The organism is Mycetocola sp. (assembly GCF_046716805.1).
GTDB lineage: Bacteria > Actinomycetota > Actinomycetes > Actinomycetales > Microbacteriaceae > Mycetocola_A.
Map to the genome: position 1 here is coordinate 1 of NZ_JBKJWH010000051.1, position 20,319 is coordinate 20,319.

Here is a 20,319-nt window from a genome sequence, read left to right on the forward strand (position 1 = left end):
TTCGAGGGTGACGAGCGCTGGCGTTCGCTGCCCACCCCGGCAGGCAACACCTTCGAGTGGGATCCCGAGTCGACCTACGTGCGGAAGCCCCCGTACTTCGACGGCATGACGATGGAGACCACCCCGGTGGCGAACATCACCGGCGCCCGGGTGCTGGCCAAGCTCGGCGACTCGGTCACCACCGACCACATCAGCCCGGCCGGTTCGATCAAGGCAGACAGCCCGGCCGGTTCCTACCTGACCGACCACGGCATCGACCGCAAGGACTTCAACTCCTACGGCTCACGGCGTGGAAACCACGAGGTGATGATCCGCGGAACGTTCGCGAACATCCGGCTGAAGAACCAGCTGCTCGACGGCGTCGAGGGTGGCTACACCCGCGACTTCACGCAGGCGGATGCTCCGCAGGCGTTCATCTACGACGCGTCGCAGAACTACCAGGCGGCGGGCACCCCGCTCGTCATCCTCGGTGGCAAGGAATACGGCTCCGGTTCGTCCCGTGACTGGGCAGCCAAGGGAACGAGCCTGCTCGGTGTCAAGGCGGTCATCACCGAGAGCTTCGAGCGCATCCACCGCTCGAACCTCATCGGTATGGGAGTCGTCCCGCTGCAGTTCCCCGCTGGGGAGAGCTGGGAGTCCCTCGGCCTCGACGGGAGCGAGTCGATCTCGATCACCGGGCTCGACGAACTCAACGCAGGTACGACGCCGAAGACGGTGCACGTGGTCGCTGAGCCGACAGAGCACTCTCCGGCTGGCAAGAGCACCGTCGAGTTCGACGCCGTGGTCCGAATCGACACCCCCGGTGAAGCGGACTACTACCGCAATGGCGGCATCCTGCAGTACGTGCTGCGAAGCCTCGTCTAACCGGCCCATACCACGACGGCACCCCTCTGCGATTCATCAGGAATCGCGGAGGGGTGCCGCGTAGAGTGAGGGGGTCGGACCAGCGCCGGCCGCAACAAACGAAACGAGGAGTGAAACGCGATGGGCCTTCTTGAGACGATCAAGGGTCCTCGCGACCTCGATGCCCTCTCAAGAGAACAGCTGAGCCAGCTGGCCGCTGAGATTCGTACATTCCTGGTCAGCGAAGTGTCTCGCACCGGCGGGCACCTCGGCCCTAACCTCGGCGTGATCGAACTGACGCTCGCGATCCACCGCGTCTTCGATTCTCCGAAGGACGCGATCGTTTTCGACACGGGCCACCAGTCGTATGTGCACAAGCTTCTCACCGGCCGTCAGGATTTCACCATGCTGCGGGAGCGCGGCGGCCTCGCCGGTTACCCCCAACGGAGCGAATCGCCCCACGACATCGTCGAGAGTTCCCACGCGTCGAGCTCCCTGAGCTGGGCCGACGGCATCTCCCGCGCGTTCGAGATGACCGGCCAGGACGATCGCCACGTCGTCGCGGTGGTCGGCGACGGCGCCCTCACCGGCGGTATGACCTGGGAAGCACTCAACAACATCAGCGACGACAACACACGCAAGCTGATCATCGTCGTCAACGACAACGGACGCTCGTACGCGCCGACCATCGGTGGCATGGCCCGCTTCCTCAACACCGTCCGGACCAGGCGCACCTACCGGGACCTGTACCTGACCAGCCAGAAGGCCTTCGACCGCCTCGGGCCTCCCGGCCGGGCCGTTTACCGCGGCGTCCGCGGTGGGATGCACGGATTCCTCGCCCGGTTCAGCAACAACGAGGCGCTCTACTCCAACCTCGACATCAAGTACCTTGGACCGGTCGACGGCCACGACGAACAGGCGATGGAAGAGGCGCTCAGCCAGGCCAAAAACTACGGCGCGCCCGTCATCGTGCATGCGATCACGCAAAAGGGCAAGGGTTACGCTCCCGCCGTCGACGACGAGGCGGACCAGTTCCATGCCGTCGGGAAGATCGACCCGTCGACGGGAGCAGCGATCTCGACGAGCACGACGCCCACCTGGACCGGGATCTTCAGCGACAAGCTGCTCACGCTCGCGGAGACGAACCCGCGCATCGTCGGAATCACCGCAGCCATGCTTCGCCCGACAGGCTTGCACAAGCTCGCCGAGCGGTACCCCGATCGCGTCCATGACGTCGGTATCGCCGAGCAGCACGCCGCCACGTCGGCAGCGGGCCTCGCGTTCGGCGGTCTGCACCCGGTGGTCGCCATCTACGCCACGTTCATCAACCGCGCATTCGACCAGATCCTCATGGACATCGCCCTGCACAAGGCCGGCGTGACTTTCGTCCTCGACCGTGCAGGTGTCACCGGTCCCGATGGTCCTTCGCACCACGGGATCTGGGACCTCTCCATCCTGCAGGTGGTTCCCGGGATTCACCTCGCCGCGCCGCGCGACGGCAGCCGACTCGAGGAGGAGCTCACCGAAGCCGTCGCGATCGATGACGCACCCACGGTGATCAGGTTCCCGAAGGGCAGCGTCACCACCGACATCCCCGCGATCCGCCGTACCCCTGACGGTGTCGACGTCCTCCGCGAAGATGGAACACGGGATGTGCTCATCGTCACCGTCGGTCCGATGGCGCAGCTTGGCCTCGAGGTCGCCGACCAGCTGCATGCGGCCGGTGTCGGCTGCACCGTCGTCGACCCCCGTTGGGTCGTCCCCGTCGCCCACAGCCTCGTCGAACTGGCCGACAGCCACCGCCTCGTCATCACGATCGAAGACGGCCTGCGAGTCGGTGGGATCGGTACCCGCATCCGGCAGGAACTGCGGAAGGCCGGCGTGGACACCGGTGTCGACGAGCTCGGCCTGCCAGACGAGTTCTTGCAGCACGCGACCCGTGAGCAGATCCTTGAGGATGCCGGTCTCACGACTGACCGCATCGTGGGCGACGTTCTGGCGCAGGTTTCCGGTCAACGCATCCCCGTCGCCCGGCCAGCCGAAGCCGCTGCCGAGCGTGCCCAGCGCGGCTGAGCGCGCACTTCATCCCCGGCCGCGCAGCGTCGCCGGCTATCCCAAGGAGCTCACGATGACCGCAAGCCCGCCCACAGCATCCGACCGCCAGCTTCTTCTCGGGGTGCTCGCCACCTCGCGGAAGAAGAACGAGCGCCGCCTGCCGATCCACCCGCTCCACCTTGACCGCATCGACCCGGAATTGCGGCAGCGGATGATCCTGGAGACGGGATACGGCGAACGGTTCGGGCTCTCCGACGAGCAGCTCAGCCCTCTGGTGGGCCACCTGGCCGGTCGCGATGAGTTGCTCGCCGCAGCGGACATCGTGCTCCTGCCGAAGCCGCAGGCGGAGGATCTCGCGGAGCTGCACGACGGGCAGGTGCTGTGGGGTTGGCCGCACTGCGTCCAGGACAGGGAACTCACCCAGGTCGCCATCGACAAACGCCTCACCCTGATCGCGTTCGAGGTGATGAACCACTGGACACCCGACGGCGGCTTCGCGCTGCACGTCTTCCACAAGAACAACGAACTGGCCGGCTACGCCTCGGTTCTGCACGCCCTCGAACTGACCGGGTCGACCGGGGACTACGGCCGACGCCTCAACGCGGTCGTCATCGGCTTCGGTGCCACCGCACGCGGCGCCGTCACAGCGCTCAACGCACTCGGGGTGCACGACGTCAAGGTGCTCACCAGCCGCGAGAGGGCGTCCGTCGGCTACCCGATCCACTCCGCGACCATCGTGCAGTTCGACCAGGACGAGAATGGCGCCTTCCTCTCGAGCGTCCTGACCGACGACGGACGGAAACCTCTCGCGCCGTTCCTGGCCGAGCACGACATCGTCGTCAATTGCACACTGCAGGACCCCAACAACCCGGTCATCTACCTGTCGACGGCGGACCTCGACCTGTTCACCCCCGGAAGCCTCATCGTCGACGTGTCATGCGACGAGGGCATGGGTTTCGAGTGGGCGACGATGACGTCGTTCGACGACCCGATGTTCGAGGTCGGCGACCACATCCGCTACTACGCTGTCGATCACACCCCGTCCCACCTGTGGAACTCGGCCACGTGGGAGATCAGTGAAGCACTGCTGCCCTTCCTGGAAACGGTGATGGTCGGCCCCACCGATCAGGACCGCAACGAGACCATCCGCCGCGCCGTCGAGATCCGGGATGGCGTCGTTCAGAACCCGGCGATTCTGGAGTTCCAGGGCCGATCAGCCGAGTACCCGCACCCCGTTCTCTAACCCCGAACGAAAAACGAAGGAACGCGAGGCCGATGCCTCGCGTCCCTTCGTCTTACGAACTAGTTCCGGATGCCGCGGATCTGAGGGTCGTGAAACGTTCCCCCGAAGACCCGCTCACTGGCACCCTCACGGTCCAGGTACGGCGTGACACCGCCCATCTGGAACGGCCACCCGGCGCCCAGGATCATGCACAGGTCGATGTCTTCCGGGCCTTCGACCACCGCGTCCTCCAGCATGCGGTGGACCTCGTCGGCGAGCCCGTCCACGAGACGCAACCGGATGGCATCCGCCGTCATCGGTTCTGTGCCGCCGGCGACGATCTTGAGCGCTCCCTTGTCGAAACCCTTGACCTTGCCCTTCGAATCCTTCTCGAGCAGTGTGCCGTACTCCGCCAGCTTGTGCAGGTTCTCACTGCGGTAGAACCGGTCAGGGAAAGCGTTGTGGTGGGTGTCGAGAACATGAGCTCCGACCTTCAACCCGACGAGGTCGAGCAGCTGGGACGGCGGCATGGGAAGACCGAGCGGGGCGACCGCCTTGTCGACGACCTCAAACGACGTGCCGTGGTCCACCGCGTACATCGCCTCGCCGAGGAGCTTTGCGAGAACGCGGTTCACGACAAAACCGGGGGTGTCCCGGGTGATGACCGCGTTCTTGCGGAGCTTCTCTGCGGTCGCCATGGCGGTAGCCAGCGCCTCCGGGGCCGTCTGCGGTGTCCGAACGACTTCGATCAGCGGCATGACGGCGACCGGGTTGAAGAAGTGGAATCCGACGAGTCGCTCGGGGTGTGCGAGCTTCTCACCGATGCGTTCGACCGACAGCGACGACGTGTTGGTGGCGAGGATCGCGGTGTCTGAAATGTACTGCTCGACGTCGGCGAAAACATCCTGCTTCACGCCGAGCTCCTCGAAGACCGCCTCGATGATCCAGTCACAGTCCGCGAAGTCACTCTTGTCCGTGGTGCCCGAGATCAGTCCGTTCAGACGATTCGCTTCATCAGGGGAGATACGCTTCTTCTGCAACAGCGCCTCGATTTCACCGCGGATGCTCTCGATGCCCTTGTCGACGCGGGCCTGGTCCAGGTCCGTGATGACGACGGGCACCTGCAGCCGGCGTGCAAAGAGAAGCGCGAACTGGCTGGCCATGAGGCCCGCCCCGATCACACCGACCTTGGTGACTTTCTGGGCGAGCGTCTTGTCTGGCGCTCCTGCCGGCCGTTTTGCCCGCTTCTGCACAAGGTTGAAGGCGTAAACGCTGGCCTGGAACTGGTCCCCGCAGGCGAGCCTGGCCAGCGCCTCGTCTTCACGCTCGAAACCCTCGGCCCGGGTGCCGCTCTTTGCTGCCTTGAGCAGGTCAAGGGCGACATACGGTGCAAGCGGGACAGTGCCGATCTTCGACTCGAGCATCTTCCGGGCAATGCCGATGGCCACATCCCACTTGACCAGCCGTTCGACCTTGCCCGGGGTGTTCTTGCGGTCGACCTTCGTCTTCCCAGACAGCACGCCGCCCGCCCAGACGAGCGAATTCTCCAGGAAAGATGCCGCGGGGAAGATCGCGTCGGCGATGCCCAGGTCGAACGCCTCTCGCGCTTTCAGCATCCGGTTCATCTTCAACGGGTTCTCGAGAATCACCGTGAGCGCGTTCTCGATACCGATCAGGTTCGGCAGCAGGTAAGCGCCTCCCCAGCCGGGGACAAGCCCGAGGAAGACCTCGGGCAACGCGATTCCCGCAGCCGACGCGTCGACGGTACGGTAGGTCGCATTCAGGGCGATCTCGAGACCGCCGCCGAGGGCGAGGCCGTTGATGAAGACAAACGACGGCACGCCAAGGGTGTCGAGCTTGCCGTACACGTGGTGACCGAGCTGCCCCAGCAATCGGGCCGACTCCAGGGACTCGACGTCGCTGACCTTGCTCAAGTCGGCACCCGCCGCGAGGATGAACGGCTTGCCGGTGATCGCGACAGCGGCGATTTCCTTTGCCGCAGCCCGTGCCCGCTGGGCGTCGAGCACTCCGCCCAGTTCCAACAGGGTGAGGGGGCCGATGGTGTTCGGCCGGGTGTGGTCGCGGCCGTTGTCGAGTGTGATGAGAGCGATCACGGTGCCGTCCGGCAGCGGAACGTCCCGCACGAACGAGTGTGTGACGACCTCGTCGGCGGCGTGGGCAAGGAGCAAGCTGAAGTCGATGGTGGAGTAGTCGGTCATAGCGATTACTTCTTTCCCTTCCAGTTCGGGTTCTCCCAGACGACGCTGCCGCCCTGGCCGAGACCGACACACATGGCGGTGAGGCCGAAACGCACGTCGGGGCGCTCGGCGAATTGGGCTGCGAGCTGGGTCATCAGGCGAACGCCGGATGCTGCGAGGGGGTGGCCGATCGCAATGGCGCCGCCCCACTGATTCACGCGGGGATCGTCATCATCGATGCCGAAGTGGTCGAGCAGGGAGAGGACCTGGACGGCGAACGCCTCGTTCAGTTCAAACAGCCCGATGTCATCGATCGTGAGACCCGCCTTCCGGAGCGCCTTCTCGGTCGAGGGAACGGGGCCGATGCCCATGATCTCCGGTTCCACCCCGGCGAAGGCGAAACTCACCATGCGCATCTTCGGCTTGAGCTTGAACTCCTTGACGGCGGAGCCGCCGGCGAGCAGGCTGACCGTCGCGCCGTCGGTCAGTGGGGAGGCGGTCCCAGCGGTGACGCGTCCGTGTGGTCGGAACGGTGTTTTGAGGTTCGCCAGGCCTTCCATCGTGGTTTCGGGGCGGGTGCCCTCGTCACGGGTAGCGAGTCCCCAGCCCGATTCACTTCGGATGGCGACGGGAATGAGATCTGGTTGGATCTTGCCGGCGTCGTAGGCAGCCTGCAGCTTCTGCTGGCTGCGCATACCGAAACGGTCCGCGCGTTCCTTGGTCAGGTGCGGGAAACGGTCGTGAATGCGTTCAGCGGTCTTGCCCATGTCGAGTGCATCCGCTGAGACCAGCTTCTCGCTGAGGAACCGCGGGTTCGGATCGGCGTCCGCACCGAGCGGGTGGCGTCCCATGTGCTCGACACCACCGGCGATGCCGACGTCGTAGGCTCCGAATGCGATCGCGCTGCCGATCTGCGTCACCGCCGACATCGCGCCGGCACACATCCGGTCGATGGCGTAGCCGGGCACCGACTGGGGGAGCCCGGCGAGGAGCGCCGTCGTACGGCCGAGGGTGAGACCCTGATCGCCTTGCTGGGTGGTGGCCGCGATCCCGACCTCGTCGATTCGGTCCTTCGGAACATCCGGGTTGCGTTCGAGAAGACCGATCATCGCCTTGACGACGAGGTCATCCGCACGCGTGTTCCAGTACTGGCCCTTTTCTCCGGCGCGACCAAAAGGGGTCCGCACACCATCAACAAAAAAGACGTCCGCTATTTCGGCCACTTTGCCTCCCAATTTCGTTTGCATCCCGATCCTAGAGAACCGCAAAATCGGGCCGGAATCCTTTGATTCTTCCTACGACTCGGGTTTCGGGGCCTCCGAAGCGAATTGGTTGGACTCTACAAATGCGGAGGCGATTGCCTGTGCAGTAGCTTCAATTTGCCACGGCCGGGCTGACAGCGCACCGAGGGCGTCGCCGATCGTTTCTGCTGTGACCGGTTCGGGCGGGTCCCACGCCACCCGCCGCAGGATTTCGGGGGTCAGGAGGTTCTCGACCGGGATCGCCAGGGCCTCGGAGATCGCGGCAATCGACGTCCGCGCAGTTTTAAGGCGGGCGTCGGCGTCCGGGTTGCGCTCGGCCCAGCTCCGTGGGGGAGGCAGGCTGTCTCCGGAGGCTCCGCGAATCGGCGGCAGGTCTTCGGTGCTGAGTCCGCGTTCGATTGCCGCCCACCACCGTGGAAGCTCGCTCCTGGATGCCCTGCCCTTGAACTCGCGCAGCGCGGCCAGCGCGGCGCGGGTTCGCGGTTCAGCGCGAACTGCGGCAACGAGCGAGGAGTCGGGGACGAGACGGCCGGGGGCTATGTCGCTCTCCCGAGCGAACGCATCCCTCTCGGTCCACAGCTCACGTGCGATCGCGAGGTTCCTGGCGCCTCGAACCGTGTTGAGACCGGAGAGGCGCCGCCACGGGTCCTGGCGTTGCAGCTTGGGCTGCCTGGCGAGGGTGGCTTCGAACTCCTGGGCGGCGATCGTGCGTTTGCCGCCTTCGTCGAGCATGATGGCGAGCTTGTCGCGGACGTCGACGAGGAGTTCCACGTCGAGGGCGGCATATTCCAGCCAGGTCGCCGGCAGGGGTCGGGTTGACCAGTCGGCCGCTGAGTGCTCCTTGGCCAGGTGAATTCCGAGGAGTTCTTCGACGACGGTACCGAGGCCGACTCGAGGGAAGCCGAGGAGCCGTGCGGCGAGTTCGGTGTCGAAGATGCGCACTGGGTCGAGGCCGACTTCCCTCAGGCAGGCCAGGTCCTGGCTCGCTGCGTGGAGTATCCATTCCGCAGGCGCTATCGCTTCGTTCAGTTCGTCGAAGCGGCCGATCGCTGGTGGGTCGAAGAGAAAGAGCCCGGCGCCACGGCGGTACAGCTGGATGAGGTAGGCCCGCTGCGAATACCGGTAGCCGGATGCCCGTTCGGCGTCGACAGCGATCGGTCCACTCCCGGCCGCGATGGTTCGTACAGCGTCAAGGTATTCGTCCCTCGACTCGATGACGTGGCGTTCAGTCACGCGCCGTCCTGCGACTAGACAACAGAGTGACACCTTCGGTTGTTGGTGGGAGCCCCGCAAGCATGCAGAGCAATTCACCCCAGCCTTCCACATGTGAGGAGATATCGTTCTCCAGCGGTGTCCACGAGGCCCGCAATTCGATCTGGGCGCCGTCGCCTTGCGCTGACAACTCCCCGAACCCGGTGGAGATGATCTTCGTGGCGGTCCCCGACGCGGCGCTGTATTTGGCTGACCGCGCGTTGAGCGCATCGACGAGCCAGGACCACGCGACGTCGGCGAGGAACGGATCGAGGCCGATCTCGGTTTCGAGGGGAGCCTGGACGAAACAGACGATGCGGAACGCGCCGCCCCACGCCTCCGGCTCGCTCGGGTCGTAGAGCAGGATGAATCTCCCGGTGCCGAGTTCGGAATCGGCGCCGTGTCTTGACGGCGTGACGTCTGCGGAAAGGGCGACGCTGTACGGCGCCAGATTGCCCGGCGCCGGGATTTCGGTGACGGCTAATTCGGGCCGCGCCTTGGCACGACGAACGGAGTCCAGGGCCCTCTGGAACTCTGGAGGCACGTCGGTGCCCATCGGGAAATCAGCCACATTTGCAGACTAGAGTTACTTGCCAATGAAACGACATAGCCACGCCGACCGGAATGCGCCCGTCTCGCCGGCCCGCCACTGGCGTATCGCGATGGTTTTCGGCGGAATCCTGCTCACGCTCGCGAGCAGTGCGGTCATCGCCGTCGGCACGGTCGCGCGGCGGGTAGTGACGCCGGCGCACAGCCGGTTCCGGGAGAGCGACGTACTCGCCATTGACGCCGAAAACGGGACCATCACGCTGGGATCCAATCCGGACACCCGGCTTCCCGGTCGCTACGGCCTGTTCTACGGGGAGCCCGAGCGGTATCTGCGCCTCGGACGCATCCTCCGGTCGAGCGGTGAGACCGTGACGAGGAAGCTCGAAACACCGCCGGATGGCTTGCCCGCCAGCGGCCCGGCCACGTTCAGCGGATGGTACTTCTCCCGCCCTGAGGAACTCGGTATCGAGTTCCGCGACATCGACGTTCCGACTCCCGCCGGGAACGCGCCAGCCTGGCTGTTCCCTGCTGAGCAGGACACCGGCCGCTGGGTCCTCATCGTGCACGGTCGCGGGACGACCAGAAGCGAGTGCCTCCGTGCCGTTCCGGTCTGGCGGGAAGCGGGGTATTCCGCTCTTCTGGTGTCATACCGGAACGACGGCGACGCTCCGCCGAGTGCCGACGGGCTGTATGGTCTGGGGGACACGGAATGGCAGGATGTCCATGCCGCTCTGGATGTCGCGGTGGCACAGGGGGCGACCGCCGTCGTTCTCATGGGCTGGTCGATGGGAGGCACCATCGTCGTGCAGGCCTCGCTGCGCAGCAGTCACGCGGAGATCATCCGGGGTGTGGCACTCGAGTCCCCGGTGCTCGACTGGACCCGGGTGCTGGAGTTCCAGGCGGATGCCGGGCGGATTCCGGTTCCTCTGCGTCTGGCTGCGATCACAGCGATCAGCAGTCCGTGGGGGCGGGTGCTCACCGGTCTCGAATCAGCGGTTAACCTGCACGGCCTCGACGTCGTCAGCCGCGCCCGCGAATTGACAGTACCCATCCTCGTGTTGCACAGCGACGACGACGGCTTCGTCCCGTCCTCCGGATCACACGAACTCGCTGCGGCACGGCCGGACATCGTCACTTTCTCGCCATTCACCGGTGCCAGGCACACGAAACTGTGGAACTACGACGAGGTCCGCTGGACCTCGGCCATTCGAGACTGGGCCGAGACCCTCGACTGAGAAGCTCAGGCCGCTGCGCGTTCCGCGAGCTGACGTTTCGCGCGCTGGAGCATGCCGTTCATGCCGTTGAGACGAAGCGGTGAGACCGCCTTGCCGAGGCCGAGCATCTGGGGGAAGTCAGATGGGATCGCGAGAACCTCGTCGACAGCAAGGCCGTCGATGGCCTGGGCCAGGATGCTCGCAAATCCGCGCGTGGTCGGGGCTTCGCGCGGCGCAGTGGCGTGCAGGTGCACCCCGTCGTCGGCCACCTCGACGAAGATGAAGATCGGTGACTGGCACTCGACGACCCGTTCGAGCAGGTCCGGGTGGTCCGCATAGCGCGAGGGCAGGTCGGGCAGCTCCATCGAGAACTCGAGCAGTAGCTGGAGCCGCGATTTCTCGTCGACGGCGAGGAACTCGTCGCGGATCTCGGCCAGCTGTGCGGGAAGATTCTCAGTCATGGTGATTCCATTCTCCCACGGAGTTCCTGCGGCCTGCCGGGATCCCTTGCTCAGGAGGTCAGCGGGGGAGTTCGCCGGGTTCCTCACCTACAGCGATCGGAACGCGCACGGCGCTTCCCCACTCGGTCCATGAACCGTCGTAGTTTCGCACCTTGTCGAAGCCGAGGAGGTACTGGAGCACGAACCAGGTGTGGCTGGAGCGTTCGCCGATCCGGCAGTATGCGACCACGTCGTCACCGTCTTTCAATCCTGCTTCGTCGCGGTAGATGGCGTTGAGCTCGGCGAGGGGGCGGAACGTGCCGTTCTCAGCTACCGCCTTCGACCACGGAACGCTTCTTGCGGTCGGGATGTGACCGGACCGCAGCGCGCCCTCTTCAGGGTAGGCGGGGGCAGTGTTGCGCTCGCCGCTGTACTCCTCGGGTGAGCGCACGTCGATCAGTGGGTTCCCGAGGTGCGCGAGAACGTCCTCTTTATATGCACGGATGACCGAGTCGTCGCGATCGACGGCCGGATACTCGACCGCGGGCCGTACCGTGGCATCCGTCGTCATCGGTCGTCCCTCGGCAATCCATTTGTCGCGGCCACCGTCGAGGAGCCGGACATCACGGTGGCCGAACAGCCGGAACACCCACAGTGCGTACGCCGCCCACCAGTTGCTCTTGTCACCGTAGAAGACGACGGTGTCGTCGCGTGCGATGCCCCGGCTCGAAAGGAGATCCGCGAAACGTTCACCGTCGATGTAGTCGCGCTGCACCGGGTCGTTGAGGTCGGTGTGCCAGTCGATCTTCACCGACCCTGGGATGTGGCCGATCTCATACAGCAGGACGTCCTCATCGGATTCGACGACAACAAGACCGGGAGTGCCGAGGCGTTCCGCAAGCCAGTCGGTGGTGACGAGTCGTTCAGGATGCGCGTACTCGGCAAACTCGGGGGACTGGTCGGTTTCGATGGGCATGGTCTACCTCCGGGAGTGGACGGCGAAGCGGTGTGTGCGGCGCGTCGCCTGCCTTAGGCTGAGAACTCGTTCTTCTCGCGAAGATCCGCGGCTTTCTCGACAGCGGAAGCAGCGCCGTAAGACTTCGACACACGAGGTATTCTCCCATGAGCCAGACCGCCGAGACGGCACAGATCCGCATCTCCGACCGTACGCCGACCATCACCGGCGAGGAGATCGCCGCCAGTCTCGTGCCGCCGCGCCAGTTCACCGATGCCAGCTTCGCCAGCTACCGCCCCGATCCGGACTTCACGTCGCAGCAGGAAGCTGTGGAGCTGCTCCAGGCGTTCTCCGCCGGGTGGGTGCCGGCGAAATCTTCCGGGTTCTTCGGTCGACGGAAGAAGGAGCCCGAGGTGAAGCCTGGCGTGTACCTCGATGGTGGTTTCGGTGTCGGAAAGACCCACCTCCTCGCCGCGCTGTGGCATGCTGCTCCGGGTCCGCGCAAGTACTTCGGCACGTTCATCGAGTACACCGCGCTCGTCGGCGCCCTCGGTTATGCGAAGGCGGTGGAGGCGCTCACCGGCTCTGCCCTGCTGTGCATCGACGAGTTCGAACTCGACGACCCGGGCGACACGATGATGATGACCCGACTGCTGACCGACCTGGTGGGCACGGGCACGCGGGTGGCCGCAACCTCGAACACTCCACCGAATGCATTGGGGGAGGGACGGTTCGCAGCGTCGGACTTCCTGCGCGAGATCCATGCCATGTCGAGTCATTTCACGACGTTGCGGATCGACGGCAACGACTTCCGCCGGCGCTCCACCGAGGGCCACGCGGCAGTTCTGGATGCTGACGCGTATACGCGACAGCGCGACGTCTCCTCGAGCACGGGCGAACGGATGTCGGATGACTCCTTCGACGAGCTCATCACCCACCTGGCGACCGTCCACCCCTCCAAATACATCAAGCTCATCGACAACATCGACCGCATCGGCCTTCGCGACGTCCACGAACTGCACTCACAGACCGAAGCGCTGCGCCTGGTCGCGTTCATTGACCGTGTCTACGACGCGCAGATCCCGATCTCGGCCACCGGAACCTCGCTCGATCAGGTCTTCGGCGGTGACATGCTCTCCGGCGGGTACCGCAAGAAGTACCTGAGGTCCATGTCGCGGATGGTCGCGTTGGCCGAGGGCGCATAGCTCCGGCGAAACGATCTTTTTACACGGGCACCCGCTCCGTAACAGACCCGAAACATCGGGTACACCGCTCTCGAAACGTCCGGCATCCATGCTGGCTACACCGACAGACGCACAGCGTTCCTCGTCGACAGCCCGATGCACTCGAGAGAACTAAGGACACGATATGGACACCGGCAGCATTGCCTGGGGGATCACAGCTACCGCACTGGTGCTCGTGATGACTCCTGGCGTCGCATTCTTCTACGGCGGCCTTGTGAAGGCCAAGAGCGTCATCAGCATGATGATGATGAGCTTCGGGGCGCTCGGCCTCATCACCGTGCTGTGGATCCTCTACGGATTCAACATGAGCGCGGTCGCAAGCCCGCTTGACTTCGCAGGCAACCCATTCGCGGACTTCGGACTGACCGCCCTCTCGCAGGGTGAGGACGCCAACACGAACCTCCTCGGAGCAACGTACGGGGCCACCTTTGCGATCATCACTGTCGCGCTGATCTCCGGCGCCATCGCCGACCGGGCGAAGTTCGGGTCGTGGATGCTGTTCGCTGGTATCTTCACGACTCTCGGCTACTTCCCGATCGCAGCGTGGGTCTGGGGCGGCGGCTGGATCATGAACCTCGGCACAGCGTTGTTCGGTGAGGATGCGGGCATCGCCGTCATCGACTACGCCGGTGGCACCGCAGTCCACATCAACGCCGGCGCGGCTGCCCTTGCGCTCGCTCTGGTTCTCGGTAAGCGGGTCGGCTTCCAGAAGGGAATCCAGAAGCCGCACAACGTGCCGCTCACGCTCCTCGGGGCATCCATCCTCTGGTTCGGCTGGTTCGGCTTCAACGCGGGCGCTGAGTGGCTCAACGGGCTCGCGAACACCGGTCTCATCGTCATCAACACTCTGGGCGCGACCGCGGCGGCCATCATCGGCTGGCTGATCATCGAGAAGCTCAAGGATGGCAAGGCCACCTCGGTCGGCGCCGCATCGGGTGCCGTCGCCGGCCTCGTCGCCATCACTCCGGCCTGTGCCAACCTCACCCCGGGTTGGGCACTCCTGCTCGGGGTCATCACCGGTGCGGTCTGCGCCCTGGCGGTGGAACTCAAGTTCAAGCTCGGCTTCGACGACTCGCTCGCCGTGGTGGGCATCCACCTCGTCGGTGGCCTCGTCGGAACCCTGTACCTCGGCTTCTTCGCGACCGGCACCGGCCTCTTCCTCGGCGGAGGGTTCGAACAGCTGACCGTGCAGTTCATCGCCGCTTTCGCGGTGCTGGTCTACTCGTTCCTCGTCGCTGGCATCATCGGCTTCGTCATTCAGAAGACCCTCGGCTTCCGGGTGAAGAACGAAGACGAGATCGCAGGCGTCGACACGTCGGTGCACGGCGAAGAGGGCTACGCCCTCGAGGTCGTGTAGCTTCGATTTTTCCAACCCTGTCGAACGGGATGCCGCCTCGCGCGGCATCCCGTTCAGTCGTTGCGTCGAAACCCGGCGCCGCTATGATGAGCGCGTGATTTCCCGAGAACTGAGCCACCGATCCGCCCCGCCACGCAATCGCGCGAGCCAGTGTCAGGATCGTCGCTGATGGCATCCGTCGAACGACTTGTCCGCTCTGTCGTCCATTTCTTCAGCCGCTCGGCCGAATCGCGCACACGGCGGCAGAGCCCGGCGAAGCGGCTCGGATCGTCGGGTGGGACGGGGGACGAACAGCCAGGGCGTTTCGGACCTCATGCCACAGTGGAGGTCGATGCGTCTCGGGTCCGGCGCGTGCGGATGACGTACTCTCCGTCCACGGACGGGAACCCGGACCCGGGCGAGATCGTGTGGACCTGGGTCCCGTATGAGGAACGCGACGGCAGGGGAAAGGACCGGCCCGTGCTGCTCGTCGCGGCTGACGCGGACGGCACGGCGATGGCGGTGGCGCTGACGAGCAAACCGCACGGTGATGCAGCGAGCTTCGTGTCGATCGGCCGGGGGAGCTGGGACTCACAGGGCCGAGCAAGCTGGGTCGGGATCGAGCGGGTCTTCCGCGTGCACCCCGACGGGATGCGCCGCGAAGCAGCGTCCCTTGATGCCGACCGCTTCTCGCGCGTGGCTGACGCGATCGCCGGCCGGTACGGCTGGCTCTGAACAGAGCAGCCTTCTGGCCGCGTTAGAATTTCCCAATCGATTCGTCCGGACGGGGAGCCTTCATCAGAATCATCAGCTACAACCTCCGCAAGCACGCTGCAAGCGCCGAGCTTGTCGGCCTGGAAACGTTGTACGAGGCGGATGTCCTTTGCCTCCAGGAAGCGGACAGTGAGCTACTGCCCGACCGTGTAGGTAACCTACGGCTGGCCGACTCCACAAGGGAGAACCGGCTCGGACTGGCCATCTATTACAACGTCGACCGGTTTTCGCCGATCTCCACCACGGCCTTCGAACTGAAGAAGTCGATGCACGACCATTTGTTCTCCCCGGCCACCGAGCGGCTTCTGGCAACGAAGCTTTTCGACAAGGAGGCCGATCGCGAGATGCTCGTGGCCTCCTTCCACGCGGCGCCGTTGACCGCGCTGAATTCGCTGCGTCGGCACCAGATCAAGACCGCGCACGCCGAACTGCATTCACTCGCAGAGGGCATCCCAACGGTCATGGTCGGAGACTTCAACTATCCGATATTCAAGAACAACCTGCGGCGCCGGATCCACGAGATGGGCTACGAACTCTCACTGAGCAATGCCCGAACGTACTCCCGCTACAAGATCTTCCGAGGTCACTTCGACTTCGTGACAAGCGTCACCATGGGGATCGACGACGTCAAGACTCTCCCTGCGGGTGCATCCGACCATCGCCCCATCCTGGTCACCACCTCCTATCTGGACTGACGGGCTTACAAGACTCCCGGCGCTGAGCACTCGACAAGACACGCGAACCTGAAACACGTGACGCATCAGTGTGGCTGTCAGAAGTCCGGATCCGACATCAGTTCCTGGATCGTCCGCACGGCGGTATCGACGAATGCGGGGTTTGAGTTGCGGTAGTAGGGGATGATCAGGGCCGCCTGGTGCAGGGCGTAGCCCCGGCCACGGTCCCACACATCGTCGTTCATGGCGAGTGCGTTTCGATACACCCGCCTGCCCGACCGCCCGAAGACACTCCAGGCGGCGGTGAGGTCAGCTGCAGGATCACCGATGCCCGCACCGCCCCAATCGATGACTGCCGCAAGCTCGCCCCGGTGAACGAGAAGGTTCGGCCGCAGGAGGTCGGTGTGAATCCACACCGGCGTACCCGTCCATTCTCGCGCGGAGCGGGTACGCTGCCACAGTTCCAGAGCAGCGGCCGCGTCGATGACATCTCCGGATGCCGCAATCGCGCTCCGGGTGATCTGGTCAAGTTCGCGAAGCGGCCGCCTCCCCGCGGGCGGTGCACCAGACGGATCCATCCTCTGAAGTTCACCAACGAAGGCCGCAAGGCGCTGTGCCGTCCGGTCCTCGTCCGCGATCAGGTTGTCGGCATACGGTGACCCGTCGATCCACTCATACACGGCCCAGGGCAGCGGGTAGTACACGGTGGGGGAACCGATGTGCACCGGACGGGGCACCCGGACGCTCAGCTGCGAAGCCAGAGACGGAAGCCATCTGAGCTCGGATTCGAGATCCGCCGACCACCGGGGAACCCGTGGCAGCCGCGCAGCCAGCCGCTCGCCGATCCGATACACGGCGTTCACCGTGCCGGTTGAGCGAACCTCACGGATCGGCATATGCGTGAGTTTCGGGAACTGCTCGCAGAGAAGATTCGAGACCAGGGCGGTGTCGATGGGCACTTCATCATCGTGCATTGTCATGAGTCACGCCGGCTACCTGTTCTGCGGTGAAGTCGGCACGGTTCGCCCGTGAGCCTTGATTGTGGGCGATACCGGACTCGAACCGATGACCTCTTCCGTGTGAAGGAAGCGCGCTACCAACTGCGCCAATCGCCCATCTGGGGTGAACCGAAACGGCTCACAACGACGTCTCATCGTACCGGAACCAGACCGTGCTTGTTAACCACATGGCATCCGTTTCGGCGTCATCGTCGCCGGAAATGACAGCGCGGTAACTCGATTTTGTTTCTCGGGACTTCATCAAGTAGAGTCTTTCAAGCACGCAGGAATGCGAGCAAATGCGGATGTGGCGCAGTGGTAGCGCATCACCTTGCCAAGGTGAGGGTCGCGAGTTCGAATCTCGTCATCCGCTCGAGTGTTGGGGTTAGCCTTCGGGTTGACCACGGCATGTGGGCAACCACACGCGGTGGCGTGGCCGAGAGGCGAGGCAGCGGCCTGCAAAGCCGTCCACACGGGTTCGAATCCCGTCGCCACCTCACACTCAAAACTGAATTATCATGGCACGTAGCATGAGCGATTGGCGCAGCGGTAGCGCGCTTCCCTGACACGGAAGAGGTCGCTGGTTCGATCCCAGTATCGCTCACAGAAGAAGCCCGGACAGAAATGTCCGGGCTTCCGTCGTTAACACCGGATCGGACCGGCCGGTCATCAGATTGACCTGAGTGAAACTCACGTCCCCTCAACAGGGGCTGCCTGAGAGAAAGCTGTGACCCATACACTCGGATTACGGAGCACCTGACCCGACAGGCGCCGACGATCAAGGCAAGGCACGTTCCATGGGTAGTACCGAGCCCACGGCTTTCGCACGCGCACGGACACTGTCGTGCTGACGACCGGAGCTGATGAGAGAGGCGATGTCGATCACCGCCGGCGCACCGTTTCGTGGTCTTCGCGAGTTCGGGATATCGCGCTGCTGGGTGGAATCTGGGCTGCCGGCTTCACCATCACGGCGCTGCCTCTGATGAGCGTTTCGTACGGCCCAGGAGTGCGGAATTATTCGCTCGACCTCATCCTTGACGCGGTGAACGCATGCATCGCACTCCTCGCCGCCTATCTGGTCCATGGACGGTTCCTCCGTCAAGGTCGGATGCAGGACCTTCTCCTGACCCACGGCCTCGTCCTGCTCGCTCTTGCCGGACTCGGGGTCACCGTTCTCACCGACACGGTCAGCGGCATCCCCGTACAGGCAGCCGGTATCTGGCTCCCGGTCGCCGTCCTGTCGGTCGCAGCGGTGCTGATCGCTGCCGCGGCCCTTCTGGACGCCCCTCCCATCCGACGGGCCGAGACGAAGAAATGGTCTGCACTCTCGGTCGTGGCCGAAGTGTGCCTGCTCAGTGTCCTTTTCATGGTGCTCAGCTCCAGTGAGACGGAGTTGTCGGCCTTCTTCTCGCCGGCGGAGGCGTTGACGGTTGCAGGTCACCCGCTGGTCGTCGCCGGCCACGGGTGGGTCGCCCTATGGTTCTTTGTCGCATCGATTGCCTTTGCCTACCGGTCGTCACGGTTCCAGGACCCGCTTTTGCGCTGGGCTGCGCCGGCCTTCTCGCTCGCCGGCTTCGCGCGGGTCAACTACATGCTGTTTCCGGAGGTCCACACCCACTGGCTGTACGCCGGGGATGCCTTCCGGACCGCATGTTATCTGCTGCTGCTGGTCGGAGCTACGCGAGAGATTAGGGAGTATTGGAGCGCCCGGGCGGGTGCGGCCGTGCTCGAGGACCGTCGGCGTCTGGCAAGGGAGCTGCACGACGGAGTGATCCAGGAGCTCGCGTTCATCAAGTCGCAGAGCCTGACGCTCACGGAGAAGTCAGGCACGTCATCGCGCATCGTCAACGCCTGCAATCGCGCACTGGACGAAGCGCGCGCTGCACTACACGCCCTCGGCCAGACCGGGGACGAGCCGCTCGGCCTCGTCCTGCACCGTGCGGTGCAGGACCTGGCCGATCGCCACACCGTTGATCTCGAGGTGGAACTCGACGATTCCATCGATGCAGACGCGGATCAACAACACGCACTTCTGCGCATCACCCGCGAAGCCGTCTCCAACGCCGTGCGCCACGGAAACGCCAAACGGGTGCGGATCGGGTTAGCGAGAACCGGCGGGATGCGATGCCTGACCGTGCAGGACGACGGCAACGGATTCGACCTCACCACGGCCCTCGCTTCAGCGTCGGGTTACGGATTGACGAGCATGAGAGAAAGGGCAGAGTTGCTCCCCGGAGCCTTTGCTATCCATTCGCAGGACGGCCAGGGGAGTGTGGTGACGGTGACATGGTGAGTGACGACCGGATCAGTGTGGTGATGGCCGACGACCACCAACCGTTGCGAGACCGCATCCGGATAGCCCTGGAGGAGGGGGGCTGTGAGATCCGGGCAGAAACAGCGAGCGCTCACGATGCAGTTCGCTTGGCGATCGAGCACCAACCGGACGTCGCGCTACTCGACATCCACATGCCTGGCAACGGGATTCACGCCGCTCAGCAGATCAGCCGGGATGTTCCCGGGACCGCGATCGTCATGCTCACGTCGTCGGCAGAGGATGACGACCTGTTCGATTCACTTCGCGCCGGCGCGTCCGGTTACCTGCTCAAAGACACCGACCCCGCCCTGCTGCCCGCTGCGCTGAGGAGCGTGCTTCGGGGAGAGGCCGCCATGCCGGCCACCCTGGTCACACGCATCATGGACGAGTTCCGTGGGCCGACTCGGCGCCGATTCATGCGCAAGTCCTCGGCTGCGTCGAAGCTCAGCGCGCGAGAGTGGGAAGTAATGGAGTTGCTGGGCCAGGGCGTTTCCACAGAGGAAGTCGGTAAACGACTGTTTGTGTCGCCGACGACTGTCCGTGTGCACGTCTCCGCCGTTCTGCGCAAGCTCTCAGTCACCGATCGAGAGAGTGCGTTCCGCCTGCTGCGGGACGACTGAATGCAGAGCCAGCCACAGCCAGTCCGATGAAGGAAACGCCGAGCGCCTCTGCCTCCGCGACGGTGAGTTCGCGCGCTCCGACGACAACGTAGGGCCCGTCTACCGCTCCCGTTCCCGGATCCACCGACATGCAAAGCCTGGCGAGGATACCGTCTTCGACATCGAGCGGCACTCCCTCGTGTACCCAGTCGTCTTCCCCGCGAGCGGTGTCGTGCTTGGTGATGCACCAGCACGGGCAGTCAGGGCGCTTGTGGGCGTCTGTGGCGGGTGCTGCCCTGTCGAACCGGGACATCGGAGCTCCTTTCAGTGAGGGTTCTTCTGCAGGAAAATTGTGCAAGGAGATGAAGAAGAACCGGGCCCGTTCGGGCGG

The 20,319-nt window shown here is 64.6% G+C and carries 17 protein-coding genes, 4 tRNA genes and 1 pseudogene; 13 read left to right on the plus strand and 9 right to left on the minus strand.

Annotated features, from left to right (window positions below):
- The 3 genes and pseudogenes from acnA to ACLQ62_RS04130 form a co-directional block, all read left to right on the plus strand.
- A pseudogene (gene acnA / locus ACLQ62_RS04120) lies at window positions 1-864 on the plus strand (aconitate hydratase); the annotation flags it as partial.
- Between the two features lie 120 nt (window positions 865-984).
- On the plus strand, window positions 985-2,916 hold the full coding sequence (dxs, locus tag ACLQ62_RS04125; RefSeq protein ID WP_411720404.1) for a 1-deoxy-D-xylulose-5-phosphate synthase: 1,932 nt from the start codon (window positions 985-987) through the stop codon (window positions 2,914-2,916).
- Between the two features lie 55 nt (window positions 2,917-2,971).
- Entirely contained in the window at window positions 2,972-4,141 is a 1,170-nt protein-coding gene (locus ACLQ62_RS04130) for a N(5)-(carboxyethyl)ornithine synthase (protein ID WP_411720405.1), read from the plus strand.
- 59 nt (window positions 4,142-4,200) lie between these two features.
- On the opposite strand, the gene ACLQ62_RS04135 is transcribed toward ACLQ62_RS04130, so the two are convergent.
- The 4 genes from ACLQ62_RS04135 to ACLQ62_RS04150 all read right to left on the minus strand — a co-directional run bounded on the left by ACLQ62_RS04135 (window position 4,201) and on the right by ACLQ62_RS04150 (window position 9,387).
- Window positions 4,201-6,339 carry a 3-hydroxyacyl-CoA dehydrogenase NAD-binding domain-containing protein gene (locus ACLQ62_RS04135; RefSeq protein ID WP_411720406.1) on the minus strand — a complete coding sequence of 713 codons (2,139 nt, stop codon included), beginning with the start codon at window positions 6,337-6,339 and terminating at the stop codon, window positions 4,201-4,203.
- Window positions 6,340-6,344: 5 nt separating this feature from the next.
- Window positions 6,345-7,541, minus strand: coding sequence for a thiolase family protein (locus ACLQ62_RS04140; protein ID WP_411720425.1), 1,197 nt, complete (start codon window positions 7,539-7,541; stop codon window positions 6,345-6,347).
- 72 nt (window positions 7,542-7,613) lie between these two features.
- Window positions 7,614-8,813, minus strand: a complete 1,200-nt coding sequence (locus ACLQ62_RS04145; protein ID WP_411720407.1) for an HRDC domain-containing protein — start codon at window positions 8,811-8,813, stop codon at window positions 7,614-7,616.
- Window positions 8,806-9,387 (minus strand): DUF3000 domain-containing protein, encoded by a 582-nt coding sequence (locus tag ACLQ62_RS04150; RefSeq protein WP_411720426.1) that lies wholly within the window; start codon window positions 9,385-9,387, stop codon window positions 8,806-8,808. The genes ACLQ62_RS04145 and ACLQ62_RS04150 overlap by 8 nt, the downstream gene beginning before the upstream one ends.
- Window positions 9,388-9,427: 40 nt before the next feature.
- Here ACLQ62_RS04150 and ACLQ62_RS04155 point away from each other — a divergent pair, with 40 nt between their 5' ends.
- Complete coding sequence (locus ACLQ62_RS04155) at window positions 9,428-10,615, plus strand: alpha/beta hydrolase family protein (protein WP_411720408.1); 1,188 nt, start codon at window positions 9,428-9,430, stop codon at window positions 10,613-10,615.
- Window positions 10,616-10,620: 5 nt separating this feature from the next.
- Here the strand turns inward: ACLQ62_RS04155 and ACLQ62_RS04160 are convergent, their stop codons facing one another.
- Window positions 10,621-11,055 (minus strand): SufE family protein, encoded by a 435-nt coding sequence (locus tag ACLQ62_RS04160; protein ID WP_411720409.1) that lies wholly within the window; start codon window positions 11,053-11,055, stop codon window positions 10,621-10,623.
- A gap of 58 nt (window positions 11,056-11,113) precedes the next feature.
- Window positions 11,114-12,010, minus strand: a complete 897-nt coding sequence (locus ACLQ62_RS04165) for a sulfurtransferase (RefSeq protein WP_411720410.1) — start codon at window positions 12,008-12,010, stop codon at window positions 11,114-11,116.
- Window positions 12,011-12,156: 146 nt separating this feature from the next.
- On the opposite strand from ACLQ62_RS04165, the gene zapE reads away from it, so the two are divergent.
- From zapE to ACLQ62_RS04185, 4 genes are all read left to right on the plus strand, one after another.
- Entirely contained in the window at window positions 12,157-13,194 is a 1,038-nt protein-coding gene (zapE, locus tag ACLQ62_RS04170) for a cell division protein ZapE (protein WP_411720411.1), read from the plus strand.
- A 163-nt stretch (window positions 13,195-13,357) separates the two neighbouring features.
- A complete protein-coding gene (locus ACLQ62_RS04175; protein ID WP_411720412.1) occupies window positions 13,358-14,590 on the plus strand; it encodes an ammonium transporter in 1,233 nt (410 codons plus the stop codon).
- Window positions 14,591-14,947: 357 nt separating this feature from the next.
- A complete protein-coding gene (locus ACLQ62_RS04180; protein WP_411720413.1) occupies window positions 14,948-15,304 on the plus strand; it encodes a type II toxin-antitoxin system PemK/MazF family toxin in 357 nt (118 codons plus the stop codon).
- A gap of 62 nt (window positions 15,305-15,366) precedes the next feature.
- The gene (locus tag ACLQ62_RS04185; protein WP_411720427.1) at window positions 15,367-16,038 is read left to right on the plus strand and encodes an endonuclease/exonuclease/phosphatase family protein; all 672 of its coding nucleotides are present in this window, start codon (window positions 15,367-15,369) and stop codon (window positions 16,036-16,038) included.
- Between the two features lie 77 nt (window positions 16,039-16,115).
- Here the strand turns inward: ACLQ62_RS04185 and ACLQ62_RS04190 are convergent, their stop codons facing one another.
- Window positions 16,116-16,997 (minus strand): aminoglycoside phosphotransferase family protein, encoded by an 882-nt coding sequence (locus ACLQ62_RS04190; RefSeq protein WP_411720414.1) that lies wholly within the window; start codon window positions 16,995-16,997, stop codon window positions 16,116-16,118.
- 62 nt (window positions 16,998-17,059) lie between these two features.
- A tRNA-Val gene (locus tag ACLQ62_RS04195) sits at window positions 17,060-17,132 on the minus strand.
- Window positions 17,133-17,316: 184 nt separating this feature from the next.
- Here ACLQ62_RS04195 and ACLQ62_RS04200 point away from each other — a divergent pair.
- From ACLQ62_RS04200 to ACLQ62_RS04220, 5 genes are all read left to right on the plus strand, one after another.
- Window positions 17,317-17,388, plus strand: a tRNA-Gly gene (locus ACLQ62_RS04200).
- A 53-nt stretch (window positions 17,389-17,441) separates the two neighbouring features.
- Window positions 17,442-17,512: transfer RNA gene (locus tag ACLQ62_RS04205), tRNA-Cys, on the plus strand.
- Window positions 17,513-17,547: 35 nt separating this feature from the next.
- A tRNA-Val gene (locus tag ACLQ62_RS04210) sits at window positions 17,548-17,619 on the plus strand.
- A gap of 240 nt (window positions 17,620-17,859) precedes the next feature.
- The gene (locus ACLQ62_RS04215; RefSeq protein WP_411720415.1) at window positions 17,860-19,308 is read left to right on the plus strand and encodes a sensor histidine kinase; all 1,449 of its coding nucleotides are present in this window, start codon (window positions 17,860-17,862) and stop codon (window positions 19,306-19,308) included.
- Window positions 19,302-19,949 carry a response regulator gene (locus tag ACLQ62_RS04220; RefSeq protein WP_411720416.1) on the plus strand — a complete coding sequence of 216 codons (648 nt, stop codon included), beginning with the start codon at window positions 19,302-19,304 and terminating at the stop codon, window positions 19,947-19,949. Before ACLQ62_RS04215 ends, ACLQ62_RS04220 begins: the two co-directional genes overlap by 7 nt.
- Here the strand turns inward: ACLQ62_RS04220 and ACLQ62_RS04225 are convergent.
- Entirely contained in the window at window positions 19,906-20,241 is a 336-nt protein-coding gene (locus ACLQ62_RS04225; RefSeq protein ID WP_411720417.1) for a DUF6907 domain-containing protein, read from the minus strand. The two genes, ACLQ62_RS04220 and ACLQ62_RS04225, sit on opposite strands and share 44 nt — an antisense overlap.
- Window positions 20,242-20,319: the final 78 nt, after the last annotated feature.